The 16,222-nt window shown below is 46.1% G+C and carries 15 protein-coding genes; 12 read left to right on the forward strand and 3 right to left on the reverse strand.

What is annotated here, in order from left to right:
• Positions 1-109 precede the first annotated feature (109 nt).
• A complete protein-coding gene (locus EIZ48_RS04400) occupies positions 110-955 on the forward strand; it encodes a dienelactone hydrolase family protein (RefSeq protein ID WP_160648877.1) in 846 nt (281 codons plus the stop codon).
• A gap of 4 nt (positions 956-959) precedes the next feature.
• On the opposite strand, the gene EIZ48_RS04405 is transcribed toward EIZ48_RS04400, so the two are convergent.
• Positions 960-1,871, reverse strand: a complete 912-nt coding sequence (locus EIZ48_RS04405; RefSeq protein ID WP_160648878.1) for a LysR family transcriptional regulator — start codon at positions 1,869-1,871, stop codon at positions 960-962.
• A gap of 216 nt (positions 1,872-2,087) precedes the next feature.
• Here EIZ48_RS04405 and EIZ48_RS04410 point away from each other — a divergent pair, with 216 nt between their 5' ends.
• Positions 2,088-2,795, forward strand: a complete 708-nt coding sequence (locus tag EIZ48_RS04410) for a short chain dehydrogenase (RefSeq protein WP_160648879.1) — start codon at positions 2,088-2,090, stop codon at positions 2,793-2,795.
• 492 nt (positions 2,796-3,287) lie between these two features.
• Here the strand turns inward: EIZ48_RS04410 and EIZ48_RS04415 are convergent, their stop codons facing one another.
• Both EIZ48_RS04415 and EIZ48_RS04420 read right to left on the reverse strand, forming a co-directional pair.
• A complete protein-coding gene (locus tag EIZ48_RS04415) occupies positions 3,288-5,108 on the reverse strand; it encodes a methyl-accepting chemotaxis protein (protein WP_160648880.1) in 1,821 nt (606 codons plus the stop codon).
• A 507-nt stretch (positions 5,109-5,615) separates the two neighbouring features.
• Entirely contained in the window at positions 5,616-6,728 is a 1,113-nt protein-coding gene (locus EIZ48_RS04420; protein ID WP_160648881.1) for an NADH:flavin oxidoreductase, read from the reverse strand.
• A 394-nt stretch (positions 6,729-7,122) separates the two neighbouring features.
• On the opposite strand from EIZ48_RS04420, the gene EIZ48_RS04425 reads away from it, so the two are divergent.
• The 10 genes from EIZ48_RS04425 to sctI all read left to right on the forward strand — a co-directional run bounded on the left by EIZ48_RS04425 (position 7,123) and on the right by sctI (position 16,220).
• Positions 7,123-7,785, forward strand: a complete 663-nt coding sequence (locus tag EIZ48_RS04425) for a CatA-like O-acetyltransferase (RefSeq protein ID WP_160648882.1) — start codon at positions 7,123-7,125, stop codon at positions 7,783-7,785.
• Between the two features lie 329 nt (positions 7,786-8,114).
• On the forward strand, positions 8,115-9,362 hold the full coding sequence (locus EIZ48_RS04430) for an SGNH/GDSL hydrolase family protein (RefSeq protein ID WP_160648883.1): 1,248 nt from the start codon (positions 8,115-8,117) through the stop codon (positions 9,360-9,362).
• Between the two features lie 311 nt (positions 9,363-9,673).
• The gene (locus EIZ48_RS04435) at positions 9,674-10,117 is read left to right on the forward strand and encodes a type III secretion system chaperone (RefSeq protein ID WP_160648884.1); all 444 of its coding nucleotides are present in this window, start codon (positions 9,674-9,676) and stop codon (positions 10,115-10,117) included.
• 9 nt (positions 10,118-10,126) lie between these two features.
• The gene (locus EIZ48_RS04440; RefSeq protein ID WP_160648885.1) at positions 10,127-11,560 is read left to right on the forward strand and encodes a hypothetical protein; all 1,434 of its coding nucleotides are present in this window, start codon (positions 10,127-10,129) and stop codon (positions 11,558-11,560) included.
• Positions 11,561-11,763: 203 nt separating this feature from the next.
• The gene (locus EIZ48_RS04445) at positions 11,764-12,231 is read left to right on the forward strand and encodes a hypothetical protein (RefSeq protein WP_160648886.1); all 468 of its coding nucleotides are present in this window, start codon (positions 11,764-11,766) and stop codon (positions 12,229-12,231) included.
• 59 nt (positions 12,232-12,290) lie between these two features.
• Positions 12,291-13,889 carry a type III secretion system outer membrane ring subunit SctC gene (gene sctC, locus EIZ48_RS04450; RefSeq protein WP_160648887.1) on the forward strand — a complete coding sequence of 533 codons (1,599 nt, stop codon included), beginning with the start codon at positions 12,291-12,293 and terminating at the stop codon, positions 13,887-13,889.
• 5 nt (positions 13,890-13,894) lie between these two features.
• The gene (gene sctD / locus EIZ48_RS04455) at positions 13,895-15,088 is read left to right on the forward strand and encodes a type III secretion system inner membrane ring subunit SctD (RefSeq protein ID WP_160648888.1); all 1,194 of its coding nucleotides are present in this window, start codon (positions 13,895-13,897) and stop codon (positions 15,086-15,088) included.
• A gap of 205 nt (positions 15,089-15,293) precedes the next feature.
• Positions 15,294-15,509 (forward strand): EscF/YscF/HrpA family type III secretion system needle major subunit, encoded by a 216-nt coding sequence (locus EIZ48_RS04460; RefSeq protein ID WP_075761812.1) that lies wholly within the window; start codon positions 15,294-15,296, stop codon positions 15,507-15,509.
• Between the two features lie 8 nt (positions 15,510-15,517).
• Positions 15,518-15,892 (forward strand): hypothetical protein, encoded by a 375-nt coding sequence (locus EIZ48_RS04465; RefSeq protein ID WP_160648889.1) that lies wholly within the window; start codon positions 15,518-15,520, stop codon positions 15,890-15,892.
• The gene (gene sctI, locus EIZ48_RS04470) at positions 15,885-16,220 is read left to right on the forward strand and encodes a type III secretion system inner rod subunit SctI (RefSeq protein WP_075761814.1); all 336 of its coding nucleotides are present in this window, start codon (positions 15,885-15,887) and stop codon (positions 16,218-16,220) included. Before EIZ48_RS04465 ends, sctI begins: the two co-directional genes overlap by 8 nt.
• Positions 16,221-16,222: the final 2 nt, after the last annotated feature.

Below are 16,222 nucleotides of genomic sequence, written 5' to 3' on the forward strand. Positions count from 1 at the left end.
TTTGTTTTAGGTGGTCTGCTCACACATTGTGCAATGGGAATGTTTTATGCTAAATCATTGACACAGTTGATTATTTATTGATGATTAAGCCTCTAATTAGGACGCTCTGATGATAAAACGCGTAATTGCTCTGATTGTATTTTGTATATTTCCGGTGATGGCGAATGCCCAATATAAAGGTGAGACGGTTCAGATCCCGATGGTAGATGAGGGGCTTCTTTGGGACTCGAATATCATTCTGGAAGCGACGCTATACAAACCCGAGGGGGATGGCCCTTTTCCTCTAGTGATCTTTAACCATGGTTCTACAGGTGATGGAGTTATTCCCGAAGACATGACTATCAACCCATGGGGCTTTGGTAGCTATTTACTTAAAAAAGATATCGCATTGCTTATTCCGATGAGAAGAGGACGAGGGGCTTCTGGCGGAAGCTATGATGAGCAATATACCTGTAACCCAAAGGGGATCACCGAGGGTATTGAGTATGCACTGGAATCACTTGATGCCACATATAGCTATCTAGAGTCTCAGTCGTGGGTTAACAAAGAGAAAATTGTCCTTTCCGGTCATTCCAGAGGAGGAATGCTTTCACTTGTCTATGCTTCTGAACATCCTAAATCCGCGGTTGGCGTACTTAATTTTTCGGGTGGTTGGGTGTCGGATAGTTGCCAAGTTAAAAGTGAGTCAGCCAACTTGTCTATGTTCAAAAATGCCGGGCAAAAAATGCAAGTGCCGAGCCTGTTCATTTACGGGCATAATGACCCTTTCTATGCCGATGAGAGTATTGAAGAGTTTGCCGAAACTTATAAAGCCTCTGGAGGCGATCTCACATTCAAATTTTATCAGTTAGGGAAGAAAGTCAGCGGTCACAGTGTATTTGAGTCGTACTGGTATCTATGGACTGGTGTTGTTGATGACTTTCTGCTTAAGCAGGGCATGACAGAAAGTCACTAGCTTCCTATTTAAGGTGCTGCAAAATGAAGTCAACACAGTGCTTGATTTTGGGGATCTGGTATTTGGCTTGTTGATACAAAACAAATATATCCAGATTAGTATGCTGCCTGCTGGAAACAGGGGAGTTAACCGGTACTTCAACCAACTCCCCTGAGGCGAGGTAATCGCTAACCCACCAGTGCGGGTAGAGTAGCAGCCCTTCATGCGCCAGGGCTGCAGCGAGTAATGACTCGCCATTGTTACAAAGTAAGATCGGGTTAATGGCGATCTTTTCCCATGCATCCCCATTGAAAGTCCACCATGAGAACACTCCCTGATTTCCGCGATATTGTAAACTGGGGCTAGATTCAATATCGGCCACAGTAAGAGTCTTACGATGAAAGCGCTTTTGTAAGGAATGTAATAGCTGAGGCGTCGCGACCAGTATGAATCTTGCACTGGATAAGTGCTTGGCAATAACGCGTTCTTCCGGTACATGGCCAGCCCGTATGGCGATATCTACGGCATCCTTGCTGAAAACAACGCGTTCGTCAGAATAATCGAGATCCAGAATGATTGAAGGATATTTTTGACGAAATTTTTGTAAAACAGGAAACAACACCTTCTCACCATAGCTGGCCGTTGAGCTGATGCGGAGCTTTCCACTCATTTCACCGAGTCGCTGTGAGACGAGTTCGTCAGCATCATCGATTTTTTGCAGGGCTTCAACAATAGAGCGGTAATACACGCTACCGAGTTCAGTGGTACTGACATTGCGCGTTGTACGTTTGATGAGTTCAACACCTAGTTCACTTTCCAGATCTTTAATCCTTCGTGAAATCGATGATGGCGGTACGTCAAACTCCTGGGCTGCCAGAGTAAAGCTGTTAAGCTCAGCAACCCTTTTGAAATAGCGTAATGCACGTATTTTGTCCATAATCCTACTAATAACTAAGCATTATCGACCTAAATCTATCTTGTTTTTGTCATAAAGACAAAATTGATTTGTTTCATATTATCTGTTTCGCCTAAAACCTCCTCTGTATTGTATCTGTATTCCATTGGTTGAGCGTCAAGTTCAGGGTATTGGGATTGTCTCGTTTAGATAATGAAAATGACCATTAACGTGGTAATACGCAAAAGGTGTAATGACATGAAAGTTCTAGTGATTGGTGCAACGGGTACTATCGGTTCAGCATTAGTTGAGTCGCTGAAGCAAGGAAATAAAGACAATGATATTCAGGTTATTGCCGTGGGACGTGGGACTAAGCCTGATAGTGCGGTGAAACTGGATTACATTGCAGATTTTGAGAACATCGACAGCATAGAAGCAGTACTTAAAGAGCAGGGTACAGTTGACGCTATTGTTAACTTTGCGGGTACAGCAGCCCTTGGTAAGGTGTTTGGCGACGAGAGCATGACGTCAGACGAATACAACATTGGATTCCAGTCTAAGCTCATGGGTCAGGTAAAGCTGGCTAAACTGGCGGTAGATTACTTAGCACCCGGCGGTAGCATTACCCTGACTAGCGGTGAAACAAGTTCCGTTCCAGTTCTTGGTATGACTGCGGCAGGGATGGTAAATGCTGCTATTGATACTTTTGTACAAGGTGCGGCATTGGAGCTAACCGATGGCAAGCGCATTAATAGTGTGAGTCCGGGCATGATTAAGCAGTCAATGGAGCTAATACCAGGCGCAGATACGACCGGTACCGTTGATCTCAAAAAGGTGGTACAGACCTATTGCGAGGTGATTATGGACAGCAGCATCAATGGTCAAAAGCTGGTGGTCAGCACCGAAGACAATGCAATAGCACTTAAAGCTTTCGGCGAGATCTTAGCTTCTATGCCGAAGCAATAATTGGCCGAGAATATTTAAAGCGAAGGGTGAGGCTGATTTATATTAATCAATATGTTTCATAATGTTGGCTCAATTTAAATCGTTGGTTGAGATAATGTAAATGCTTGTGCTGGATTAGCATTGTCTCTTTATTTATCATATACAACTAAATCGATTATTTGAGGTGAACTTAATGAAATATACACTTGCAGCCTTATCCATTGTTCTACTCCTTAGTGGATGCGCTGAGACATGGGAAGGCGTTAAAAAGGACTCATCTTCGATTTGGACTGAAACGAAGCGGACAACAAATGAAGTGGCTCAGAGTACAAAAGAGGCGATCCACGAGGCTACTGAGTAATCGAAAATTAAGAACGGACGGACCCGCAATAACTCCAATAAAGAGCTGAATGATCACACGTGGAATATGGGCTTTTGCACTGTATTAGTTCCGATCTCGAGTATGACGCTCGGCTTGTCTAACACCGAGCATCATGTAACTTAGCCGCTTTATCAAAGCTTGAATTGTCCTATTAAGGCCTTCAACTCTTGAGTCATAGTGGCCAATTCTTTGTTGGCGATGGCTAACTGTTCCATACCTGCTGCCGACTCTTCACACACATTGTTGATGTCTTCCATATGGAGGTTAATCTCATCACTGGTATGACTCTGTTGCTCAATTGCAACGGCAACGTGACGGTTCATTTCACTGACACATTCAACCGTTTTAGTAATGTCATGCAGCGAGTGGTTAGCCATCTTCGTCTGCGATACTGCACTTGTAGCGAGACCTTCGCTGTTTTCCATCACCTTGGTGGCGGCTTCAGCGTCTGTTTGAAGCCCGGCGGTAATAGTCAGGATTTCTTTCGTAGCTTCCTGCGTTCTAAATGCCAAGGAGCGAACCTCGTCAGCAACAACGGCAAACCCTCTGCCAGATTCTCCGGCACGAGCGGCCTCAATAGCAGCATTCAGCGCTAGCAGGTTGGTTTGATCTGCGATGCCTTGGATAACGCTAAGTACTTCGCCGATATTTTGGCTATGTATAATCAATGTCTTAATTACATCAGTAGCACTTTCTACTTCATTGGCTAATAGAGTGACTCCCTGGATACTTTGCTCTGCCATTTCGCACCCTTGCTCGGCTTCCTGATGGGCGTGCTCTGCTGCGTTATCGGCTTGGATTGTGCTTTGTTTCACTTCTTGCACGGCAGCATTCATTTCCTCCATGACAACAGCAATTTGGCTAATATCTCGCTGCTGTTTGAATGCGCCTGTTTTCGCCTGCTCCATAACAACCGACATTTCCTCTGTGGTTGAGGCCAATTGCAGAACTGAGCTTGCAACAACATTGACTGTGCTATGGATCTTCCCTACGAAAGTGTTAAACGCCAAACCCAACTCAGCAATTTCATCATTACCTTTGGTATCTAGTCTCACGCAAAGATCACCGTCTCCATGCGAAATTTCGTTCATGATCTTGGTGACTTGGGATAAGCGGCCTGAAATCCGACTCGCGAAGTAAATCACTAAGGAAGAGATGATGATCGTAATGCCAATACCAAGCATGAGAAGGTAAGATTTCGCTTCATCTTGAGCCAGGCTTATCTGGGTTTTTAGTTGGTTCGCTTCCTCAGCCAGAAGAGATTCAGTCCTTTTAATCGAGCTTCTTAGTTCGCCAATTAACCCTTGATTTTCAGTTAAGCCTTTTTGGCGTGATAGGGATACAAAAAGGTTAAACGACTCTTGGTATTGCGCCAGCGCAGGGGTCAGGTTAGTTCTTACTGCAGTATATTCAGGTAATAAAAGTTGGTGCTGCATGTGTTTTAAACGTTCAGTAAAGGCGTCAGCATATTTATTCTGGCGCTGCAGCATAAAGTCCTTTTCCTGGCGACGAAGAAGAAGTAGTTGAACACGTAATTGAGCGTCATCAATGAGGTTTATTTGCGATTCTAACGTATGGGCCGCATTTCGCAGTGAATTGAAAATACCGTTGTTTTTGCTTAGACCAATTTTCTGTTGAATTAATACAACTTCATTAAAAATTCTGTTGTATTCGCTAGTAATGGATTTTAGTTTTGGGAAACTATCAAACGAAATATCGGCGTTGGCTAATGTGAGATTTAGTGCTTGCAAATCGGCTTGTAATTGGTTGAAATTTGAATCGAAATTATCTTTGTATTCCATATCTCTGCGGGCTAAAAAATCTTTTTCGTCCTTACGCATTGCCAGCATATCTGCTTCGACCCTGTAAACGAGTTGAGAGGCATTTATTACAGCTTGAATTTTTCCGATAAAATAATGTGAACTTGAAATCATGGCGATCATAGCAAACATTAAAATGATCACCATGCAGTGTAGCGTTCTCTTTATTGACATTGTTGTAATTTAATCCTATCACTAGTACCTAAGCAGCATTTCTATATCAATCAGGTAAGTCTTTGTTCAGCTATTTGCACGGAAAAAATCACTTAGAACAAGGCTCGAACTACAGCTAACGAGTTACTTTAATTGTAAAATCATAACGCAGTTATAAACGATTTTAGCCAGTATAATGATCAAGTACTTACGTTGATTGGTATTACAGTCCAATTAACTTTGATGAATAATCGTGATTTTCCTTCCATTTGTTATACAAATGAATTTACAGCGTAGTATAAGACAAGTTACGGACAATACAAAGACCTGCAAAGCAAAAAACTTGCTACTTTCTCATTGAAAACTCGCACAATAGATCATGTAATTTTACTATGAAGCAGGTGTAAGTGAGCAATGGCTTTTAGATGGAACAAGTCAGCAAAGGTTTGCTGACTTGGTATTGAATTGAGGTTTATTGCTACTGACTTATAAGCTAGCTAGTTGAGATTTTCTTTCTTTGTTTACGACACAGATATTGCCACGTTTTGTGCGGCATTTGGAGCACCTTTCACACTCTACTGGTGCTCTGTCGCCTTCTTTCCAGCGCCTAATTAAATGCGGTTCAGACAATAAAGGTCTTGAGAGAGCAAAGTATTGGATGTTGGTTTTATCCGCAATTTCCTCTATCGCATCAATGTCCGTTAATCCGCCGACGGTAATAACGGGAACATTGATCTCTTGACTGATAACATGCCCATATTCATGGAAGTAGCCTTCTTGCTGAATGGTATAGCCGTCATAACATTCGCCAATCATGGTATTTGCCTTACCATGGATATTGCCCGAGATGATGATTGCATCGACGCCAATTGCTTCTAATTTTTTACAGACAATACGTGTTTCATCGAAGGTCAAGCCACCCTCAAAAAACTCAGATGCCGTCAATTTAACTAAGATTGGATATTCATCACCGACCAGTTTTCGTATTTCGGCATAAATCTCCAGGAGAAATCTCATTCGATTGTCTAGGCTGCCGCCATACTGATCTTCTCTTTGGTTGTAATAAGGACTTAGGAACTGATTGATTAAATAGGTATGTGCTGCATGAATTTCGATACCATCAAAGCCTGACTCTTGCGCTCTTCGGCTTGCTTGAGCAAAGGCCTGGACGATGTAATCTATTTCATCCTGGGTCATCGCTTTGCCTGGTGTTTTTGTGCCTCTTTCACACACTTCACTTGGCGCATAGATCACTCTTTCGCCGACATTGTAAGTGGTTTTTGTACCGCCGTAGGCAAGCTGCATGACTATTTTAGAGTCGTTGTTGTGTACCAACTCAGTAAGCTTTTGGTATTCACCGATAAAGGAATCATTGTACATTCCCATCATGCCGGCATTTGGCTTCTCTTCCTCTACAATATTGGCGTAGCCCGTAACAATCAGACCGACATCTCCTTTTGCGAGTTCTTCGTAGATGGCGTATAGCTTATCCGTCATATGGCCTTCTTCAGTTGCCATATTTTCCCACGTCGCGCTTCGAATGAAGCGGTTTTTTAATGTCATGTTGCCAATACGGGTTTCTGCAAACAGAGTACTCAAGTCCAATCCTCTTAAAATCGTTTTGTATTATTCATCAGCCTTATAAAGAACAGTCTTACTTATGTATGGCTGTTCTTTTATCTACTTTTGCTATGTGCAATCGGCAGCGGCAAACATTACCGACTATATAGATGACAATCCTTAATCTGGATTAAGTTAGTGCCATATATATGATTTAAGATCTGCACTTAAAGCGTGATTTCTGCTGCTCAAAAGAAGGGAGGGAGGCTTGTAGTTGGTGTTGATTCTTATTTCGGCTTTACTGGTGCCATATGAGATGGCTTCGAGACGGGGACTTATATATTTCAAGTGTATGTATTTCTAATTCCCATTGTTTCAATAAAGCAATATCATCGCCACAATCATCAAAGGTATAGGTTTAAAGTGAAATTCAATGGCATATAAAGTACAGGATAAAAGCCAGTGGTCACGTGCAGAGCATTTCAAGTTTTATCAAGGATTTACTCACCCCTGGTATAACATCTGCACAAACCTCGATGTGACTGAGTTATACAAGTATTGTAAGCAGTATGGTCATCGTTTTTCCCATGCTTATCTTTATCTAACTCAGCAAGCGCTTAACCAGTGTGAGCCGATGGCATATCGCATTGTTGGGGATGAAGTGCGCATCTATTCACCAATGTGTGTCAGCGTTGCTTTGCTGGCTAATGACGAGACAGTAAGATTTTGCGATTTACCTCATAAGCCTATTTTTAAAAAATTTACCCAGAGCGCGACTGAGGTAGAAAAAAGAATCAAGGATTCATCTTTTATTCTGGAACAGTTTATTGGCAAAGAAATGCGTCAAGATACTATTCATATGACTGTACTGCCTTGGGTCGATTTCACCAGCATGACGCACGCAAGGGATACGAAACATCCGGACAGTATTCCCAAAACAGCCTTAGGGAAGTTAACACAAGAGGGCGAGCACTGGAGAATGCCCTTTTCGATAGAGGTGCATCACGGGTTGGTGGATGGCCTACATGTTGGCCAATTCATTAATACTCTGCAGGGACTGTTCAATCAGCCATCCTTGTTAGATTTGAGTAATTAAACAGACAGAAAGAGTTTGTAGAGTCGTTCATCAGAGCCGCGAATGCGGCTCTTTGATATGGGCAAGCCATGTACGTGTTCGTTGCCGAAGATTGATAATTTATTCCTCTGGCAAAATCTACTGTTCGGCTGAGCTTCATATGCCGGATTGATATTTGTTGTGAGTATCATTCAGAAAATAGAATATTTCACGTGAGTGATACCTGTTGCAGTGCTCTAATTTAGAGTAAAAGCACAATTGGCTAAATAGATTTGCATTTCATTGCAATTTATCTCCCTGACCTTTCTTGGCGGGGAAACTCCATCACAACAAACTATAAGTAGATAATAATGAATAAACACATCTTACTACTCTCTATGCTACTGCCGTTTGCATCACAGGCGTCTGCTGATGCAACGATAACCCCTGAGGCCATTACAGCGGCTCAAGTCAGCAGCGTCCAGGCTTCGGAAACTTACACCTATGTTCGATGTTGGTACCGCCCGGCGGCTAGCCACGATGATCCGGCGACGGATTGGGAATGGGCGCTCAATGACGATGGCAGCTACTACACCGTTTCCGGTTACTGGTATTCTTCCGTCTCGTTCAAGAACATGTTCTATACCGACGAGTCTCAGGACAACATCAAACAGCGTTGTGATAAGACCTTAGGTGTTACTCACGATACGGCTGATATTACGTATTTCGCGTCCGATAACCGCTTCTCATATAACCACTCTATCTGGACTAACGATAATGTGTTCCAACCAACTGCGATCAATAAAATGGTCGTGTTTGGTGACAGCCTGTCAGACACGGGCAATATGTTTAACGGCTCTCAGTGGATTTTCCCTAACAGCAACTCTTGGTTCCTTGGCCATTTCACGAACGGTTTTGTCTGGACGGAATACATAGCACAAAACAAGGACATCCCGCTGTATAACTGGGCTGTAGGTGGTGCGGCAGGTACCAACCAGTACGTAGCCCTGACGGGAGTTTATGATCAGGTTACGTCTTATCTGACCTATATGAAGATGGCCAAAAACTATCGCCCGGAAAATACGCTGTTCACCCTGGAATTCGGCCTGAACGACTTCATGAACTATGACCGTGAAGTGCCGGAGGTTAAATCTGACTTTAGCGCTGCGTTGATCCGCCTCACCGATGCCGGTGCGAAAAACATCCTGTTATTTACTCTGCCGGATGCAACCAAAGCGCCTCAGTTTAAGTATTCGACTCAGGAAGAAGCACTGAAGGTTCGCCAGAAGATCGTCGAATTTAACCAATATATTGCGGAACAAGCTCAGTACTATCAGGGCAAAGGCATTAACGTGCAATTGTACGATGCCTATTCGCTATTTGAGCAAATGACGAGCAACCCACAGGAGCACGGCTTCCAGAATGCCTCTGAGCCTTGTTTGGATATCAACCGTAGCTCGGCGCTGGATTACCTGTACAGCCATAGTCTGACAAACGAATGTGCCTATTATGGTTCTGATTCCTATGTATTCTGGGGAGTGACTCACCCGACAACGGCAACTCATAAATATATTGCTGACAACATTATTGAAACGGTACTTAAGAAGTTTACCTTCTAATTAACCAAGCCGTCCGAAGAAAAGCCTCAGCCGTTGTGCTGAGGTTTTTTATATATCCCTAGGCTTCTTTAAATCGCTGGCCTCACTCTGAATACTGCACCTTGAGGTAGCTTGGGTATAAACTCTGAAGCTCAAAAAACTCTCAAATAACCAAGTAGTCAATAAGTTGTGAAATAAACCAGTACCTTAAGTACGCTTGGTTTCACTGCTTGTCGAAAACACATCAAGAATTCAGCAATCTTTCCTGTTTTTATCCTTATTTGATGAGACTGATTAATTACTCTAGCGCCTTATTTTACGGGAGGTGTTAGATGGAATTAAAACAGTTGATGGCAGATTTTTGTCAGGACTACGGTATCGACCTGATTGAGCCTAACGACGAGGGCATCGTTACCCTCGCAATCAACCAAGATAGTGTTCGTCTGCATTTGCAGGAGCACAAAGGCTATTTGGTTCTGTTTACTCAGGTTGGCATCTTGCCTGAGGACATCACGGTGAGTCAGCTTAAGCAAATCCTTGCGGCCAACTATTTCTGGCTGGGCACCAAAGGTTTTACGATCTCACTGTCGCCAGAAACCGACATGCTGATAGCCAGCCGTCAGGATTCAATGGAAGTTGTTCAGTATGAAGGGTTTGCAGCAATGATCGAAGCGGCGGTTGAAGTGGTCGAACATTGGCGGAAGGTGATGGCCGACGGGTTTAAATCGGTAGAAAGCCAAACTCCGCAACCTGATGTCACAACCATGATGGTGTAGGAGACGACGATGAGCCCTGCACAAGTTGGAAATACCTCGTCAAATGTCCCGCTGCAAGATTTTATGCAGTATGCCAAGAACTCAGATACCCGATTGCTGGCCAAAGACGGCACTGTGGTTAAGGCCGATTCAAAAATCGACAGCATCACCAGTCTGGTATCAAGCAGTAAGGCCGAAGCGCTAAAGCAAGAGAATATCACCACTGGCCGCGAGTTTAAGGCGGCGCTGCAACGGGAGCACTCTAAAGATGGTCTGGATGCGTTCAGCCCGCTGGAATACAACCTGCGTAAAGGCGATCCCATTACCCGCCGCAATGTCCAGGAAGTGAAGCAGGTGTTGCAACAGCTGAAGATAGATCCGGACGCGTATAAATGTCTTTCCGAATGCTTTAAGACGGCGGGCCGGGATCCGCGGATGATTGCGTTGCTGGAGGATTACAAGCCGGGCTGTTTTGACGGAAAAGTGAAGCAGTTAGCCAAGGAGCATGTCGGCAAGCCAGCGACTGATGTCTGGAACGACACCAAAAAAGGAGATATCAGCGGGCCGGTTAAGAAGGCAGCCAAGTATGTGCCGGTGATTGGTAATTTTGTCGGTATTGTCGATAAGTGTGTAACTGCCTCCAAAGAGTGTGACAAAGAACTGTTTGCCGGACGGATCGGCAAGCTGGCCGAAAAGCCAGAGACCCGCAATACCTTTGCCCACAACCTGACCGATGTTCTCTATGAAGGCCATGAAAAGCAGGCGCGCAAAGCGATGTTCTCGACAGCGGTCGATTTTATCTTTATGCCGCTGGGGGCGTTTAATCTTGGTCCTGTCGGTAAGGTGGGCATTAAGCCTATCGTTAATGGTGCCGTTGATTCTGCAGTCACTAATACGGTCGGCAATTTTGCCGCCAAACAAGCCTATTCGCTTGGGCTGACAGGAATTAAAGCGGCGGCGAACCATGTGATACCGGAAGCTGCGGCCAATGAAGACAGTGCCAAGCGGATGGAGATCGGTATTTTGCCTCGTTTGGAAGCAACCCATAACGGCAAGGAGAAATCGTTCGAGCTGACCGATACCAGTACCGTTCGGGCTCTGCTTCGGTATCTCGGTCCGGCAGAAAATACCCACATGAGCAAAGACGACTTTGGTTTTGAGCCTAGCGATGAAGACAAGGAGCTGGAGCTGAACCGGATGGTATTGAAAACCATGCTGGGCTCAGAGCCGTCGGAAGAGCTGGAATTTGGTTCGAAGACCGGCCGGAAATCAGACAAGGCCTTGCTGTCATTGATGAACGATCAAGACGGTGTGTTAGGCCGAGTGATTGACGGTATGAACACCGGCAAGGATCCGCACTTTGTTCGTGACGAACTTAATCAGCAATTTCAGGATGTGAAGAAGGATGGGGTTCCAAGCTATCTTCGCATGCTTTACCTATCAGAGGGATGGATGCGCCCCTAACGGATTAAACGGAAGCTGTTCGTGACACAACAAATTCGCCCCGTTAGGCGTTTCAAATCTTTGTAGCCCAAAGCGACCACAGGCATTGCCATTGGTCGCTTTTTTTCTCAAAACATGATTCCAACTTATTTGAGGTTTTTTTGAGGATTTATGAAGTGGGCAATGTTGCAATAACTTCTTGAATAATCGGGGTGAATTTATCAATGGCGACACTGGCATCAAAGCTCGACGCGTTTGTTGAAACACATGATATAGCCGTGCAGCAACTTGACGGTATCGAAGTGTTATTAATCCAAAACACCCTGGTGCAGGTGGATGTCAGTAAAGGCGTTGCATCGGTCGCATTTATGTTGCTGCCAGATGAAAGGCAGCAGCCTGATAAGCTCTGCCGCCAGTTATGCGCAGTACTAAAAAAAATGGCCTGGGTGGCACAGCATACTCAGGTCGAGCTGATGGTGGAACCGGATCACACAAAGCTGACATTGCTGCAGCGCCTTACAAGAGACGGTGAGCTGTCTGGCGATCGCAGTGAGGGCGTTGATTTGGACGGGAGAATAGAGCAGTTGTTGTGGGTTGTAGACGTTATGCATGAATTGACTGGTCTAGAGCAACAACAACTGACGGTGCCGTCAGCTACCTCTGTGGCAGCTAACAATATGGTGTTCGTCTGATGCTTGAGTGGGGATCGAAATGCTTATCTGAGCCCTTGTTTAAATGGCTGTTTAAACGGTTGTCTAAATGGTTGCGGTTATCACCAAAGAGGCCGAGGGCATTATCCATCTCTATTTTGCTGTTGCTCTCAGTTGGGGGCTTATTTTCAGCACAGGTCTGGTCACAATCTTTACCGCGTAGCGGCTATCAGCATATCGGACAGGACGAGCCGCTGGCAGATGTGCTGAAAGGGTTTTCAGCTAATTACCGATTATCAGCTGTTGTCAGTGAATGTATTAGTGAAAAGTTCAATGGACAGGTCGCGGCTTCAACGGCGGAGCATTTTTTAAGTCAGCTACAGGCTGCATTTGGCTTTATCTGGTTTCGCTATGGCAACACGCTTTATTTTAATTGCGGCAGTGAAATGCAGACCAAGGTACTGACCTTGAAACGGATGTCACCGGCTGCGCTGAAGCAGGCCATGGGGCAGGTTGGTTTGGATCTGGACCGTTTTGGCTGGCGTTCATTGCAAGACAAGGGGCTGCTGCTGGTGTCGGGACCGCCGCGGTTTGTTGACATTGTCGAGCAGGTGGCTACCGGCCTGGACGAGCAGGCCAAGGTCAAACAGGCAGAAGAGCTGCAAACGTATGTTGTTCCCCTGTACTTTGCCTGGGCGGGGGATCGCCAGGTCGGGGATGGCAAGACAGTACCTGGGGTTGCAACGACACTGCGAAAGCTAATGGGGTACAACTCGCAGGATTCTATCGGTCGGATCGAATCGGATGAGAGCCGTAACGCGGTATTGCTAAGAGATACCCAGTCAAATATCGATCGTTATATGCGAATGATCCATGCAATGGACAGGGCCCTTAAGCAAGTCGAAATCGGGGTCACGATCATTGATATCAAGGAAGACGCATTGGAGGAGTTCGGCATTGACTGGGGAATCAATGGCTCGTCGGGCAGTTTGAGCTATCAAGGTGGTGTCATTAGCGGCGTACTGGGGGACGGGTTAAATCTTTCCACCATTATCGGGGCCAATATTACCGGTGTATTGTTCCGCCTCAAGGCGTTAGAGAGCCAGAGTAAAGCGCGAATGCTGTCTCGGCCTTCTTTGCTGACCCAGGAAAATACAGAAGCTGTGCTGGATAACAGCGAGACATTTTATGCCCGAGTGACATCAAAGGAAGACGCGCAACTGGTGCCATTGACTGCCGGGACGAAACTCACTGTTACCCCAAGGGTTATCCCTGATAAGACGGGCGATGTGGTCAAGCTTGATATCCAGATCACCGATGGCAAAACCACGGATGAGCGCGTCGACAACCTGCCGACAATTAAGGGCAGTTTCATCAAGACGGAAGCGATGGTGAGAAAGGGCCAGAGCTTGCTGATTGGAGGATATTTTGTGGATTCGGAAACCATGGGAACGGACAAAGTGCCTGTGTTGGGGGACATACCGATGATCGGGGCGCTTTTCAGCCAAGAAAAAACAACAACCAGCCGAATGGTTCGCCTCTTCCTGATCCGGCCAAAAGTCTTGGAGCCCGGTTTGAATAACCTGGCCGAAGCCCGCCAGCAATATCCTGAATTAAGGCAAATCGTGCCGGGAGTTGCCGAGGTCGAGGCGCTGGAGCAAGCCTTTGTCTCTGGTTCTACACATCATTTATATAGGTAACGGGCATGACAAGGTGGATATTAAAAGTGCTGTCCGGCAGCCATGCCGGGGCCGAAATGGCAACCGAGCAAAATAATATTGTTCTGGGTTCAGACAGTGCACATGCCGATTGCGTGTTGTCTGATTGTGGTTTTGCCGCTGTTGCTTGTCAGCTGACCCTGACCGATACCGATCAGGTAATAAAAATCTTGGCAGATCAGGTCTGGTATCTGAATGGAAAACGACAGTCGGCCGGTATTGCCCGTATCAAGCCTTATCAGGTTATTCAAGTCGGGGGAGTGGCGTTTGCTTTCGGGCCGTCGGATGTTGTGTGGCCGGTACTGACTGTTCCAGTTGTTAGTCGCCGCCGGATCCCTTGGGCAGGCATTGCCTTGTCTGGGGTTCTGGTAGTCGGCAGTTTATCGGCATCGCTGGTGGTATCGACAAAGTACGCCAAGGCGCGACGGACAACAGCGGCTCAGCTACTGGAACAGCTGGACTACTCCTCGGTTACCCTGCAGCCACTCAATGATCGATTGCTGTTGTCAGGGTATGTCGAAGACAGGGAAAGTTTGCAAGTGTTAAAAAATACCCTTGCCGAGTCTCAGCAACCCATTGAATGGCAAGTTTATCGCGTAGATAGCGTACAAAACGCCGTGACGACCTGGCTTGCCCAGCATGATTTGGCAGGCTTGGATGTGACGGTTGATACCCAGGGTGTTGCCCACATTAAAGGGGTGCTGAAAGACGGCCTTGAACTTGCCAAGATCTCTAACAGTCTTCAAGACGATGTTCAGGGGCTTACCCGGACGGACTGGCAGACCGCCCGAATATCAGGCTTGATCGGTTGGCTTCAGCAAGCTATCCGACAGAAAAATTTACCAGGATTGATGGTGGCTGAATCCGACGAGCATATCTATCTGACGGGTAAGCTGGCAGAGCAGGAGAAGCCGAAACTGACTGCGTTACTCGAGCGAGCAGCCGAGCAGTTTGGGCGTCAGGTTCCAGTGAAATATCAGGCTTTCTTATTGCCAGACAGTCCATTGCCGTCTATCCGAGCAGTGAGCCTGAGCAGGACACCGTATGTTGTGATGTCCGACGGTCAAAAATACCTGACCAGTGCTGTTATTGGGGATGGCTATACGATTCGGAAGATCACTGATGAAGGGATCGCGATAGCCAAACAGGGCAAGCAGTGGTGGTTACCGACAGGAGGTTGAATGTTTTCAGATACCACTTTATTAGAGCAGCATTTTTGTCAATTTGAGCGGGCATTGGCACAGGTAGAAAATCGGCTGCTTGAGCCTATGCTACCCGCACAGTTTGCTCAGACGGTGCGTTGGCAGCAGGCGTTGAAGTTGGCTGTCAGTCATATTCTCGACCAAGGAATAGCGAATAAAACCAACGATAAAGGAAGGCTGAATTATGAATTTCGATACCATCAACCAGGGGCTTGGCAAGATAATGGAAGCCAAGGATACCGAGCTGACTCGCTTCTCGACCGAGATGGATCCGGGCAAGCCGGAAGATTTGATGAAATTTCAAAAGATGGTCAGCGAGTGGTCAATGGTGATGGGGCTCCAAAGTGCGACGATCAAATCAGTACGCGATGCGCTGCAGGGCATTATTCAAAAGATGTAGTACAGGGCTTGGCAAATCTTGCGTTGCTTTTTGGCGGTCAGGCTCGACTCAAGGATGCCGAGACGTTGCTGGCACCGATACTGGAAAACCATGGTGATGATAGCGAATTGTCTCCGGCAGACAGCGAACAAAGGCGATACCAGCGCAAGGTTGCCACCATCATTCAGGCAATGTGCCTGTGTGAAGTCAATGATACGCATCAGGCTCAGGCGGTATTGAAAAAAGAAGGCGGCCCGGAAAATCAGGTGCTCATTGCAATGATCCACCTGTTAGAAGGTGAACGCAATTTGGCTGGTGAGGTTCTGGGGAGAACCATATTGCCGATGGCTGATGCATTAGTTCCCGTTAGCGAGCAATTGATCAAGGAGCTGAACCATGGTTGATCCCGTCGCCCCGCTGCAATCATCATTTGTGTTACCGCAACAAAGCGTTTCCAGTGTGAACCTGGAGCAACTGTTTACCCAACAGCTTGAGCAAAGCACCCAGCCGATGGGCGATGCCATGGTGGAGGGAATTCAGACAATTCGCAACGATTTGGATGTTCAGGCCGACCAGATCCAGAGCCGCCTGAACGACAACCCGGAAATGTCCCTGCATGATTTGATTCAGGTCCAGATGGACTTGTCGCGCCTGGTTTTGGTTGAGGAAACGCTGGCCCGTTCCGTCAGCAAATCGAGTCAGAACATAGATACCCTGTTAAAGAGCCAATAGTT

This window comes from Photobacterium alginatilyticum (genome assembly GCF_009910675.1).
Classification (GTDB): Bacteria; Pseudomonadota; Gammaproteobacteria; order Enterobacterales; family Vibrionaceae; genus Photobacterium; species Photobacterium alginatilyticum.

Excerpts from the sequence above, each read along its gene's own strand:
- EIZ48_RS04400 (WP_160648877.1), top strand. The coding sequence starts at position 110 with ATGATAAAACGCGTAATTGCTCTGATTGTATTTTGTATATTTCCGGTG.
- EIZ48_RS04405 (WP_160648878.1), bottom strand. The coding sequence starts at position 1,871 with ATGGACAAAATACGTGCATTACGCTATTTCAAAAGGGTTGCTGAGCTT.
- EIZ48_RS04410 (WP_160648879.1), top strand. The coding sequence starts at position 2,088 with ATGAAAGTTCTAGTGATTGGTGCAACGGGTACTATCGGTTCAGCATTA.
- EIZ48_RS04415 (WP_160648880.1), bottom strand. The coding sequence starts at position 5,108 with ATGTTTGCTATGATCGCCATGATTTCAAGTTCACATTATTTTATCGGA.
- EIZ48_RS04425 (WP_160648882.1), top strand. The coding sequence starts at position 7,123 with ATGGCATATAAAGTACAGGATAAAAGCCAGTGGTCACGTGCAGAGCAT.
- EIZ48_RS04430 (WP_160648883.1), top strand. The coding sequence starts at position 8,115 with ATGAATAAACACATCTTACTACTCTCTATGCTACTGCCGTTTGCATCA.
- EIZ48_RS04435 (WP_160648884.1), top strand. The coding sequence starts at position 9,674 with ATGGAATTAAAACAGTTGATGGCAGATTTTTGTCAGGACTACGGTATC.
- EIZ48_RS04440 (WP_160648885.1), top strand. The coding sequence starts at position 10,127 with ATGAGCCCTGCACAAGTTGGAAATACCTCGTCAAATGTCCCGCTGCAA.
- EIZ48_RS04445 (WP_160648886.1), top strand. The coding sequence starts at position 11,764 with ATGGCGACACTGGCATCAAAGCTCGACGCGTTTGTTGAAACACATGAT.
- sctD (WP_160648888.1), top strand. The coding sequence starts at position 13,895 with ATGACAAGGTGGATATTAAAAGTGCTGTCCGGCAGCCATGCCGGGGCC.
- EIZ48_RS04460 (WP_075761812.1), top strand. The coding sequence starts at position 15,294 with ATGAATTTCGATACCATCAACCAGGGGCTTGGCAAGATAATGGAAGCC.
- sctI (WP_075761814.1), top strand. The coding sequence starts at position 15,885 with ATGGTTGATCCCGTCGCCCCGCTGCAATCATCATTTGTGTTACCGCAA.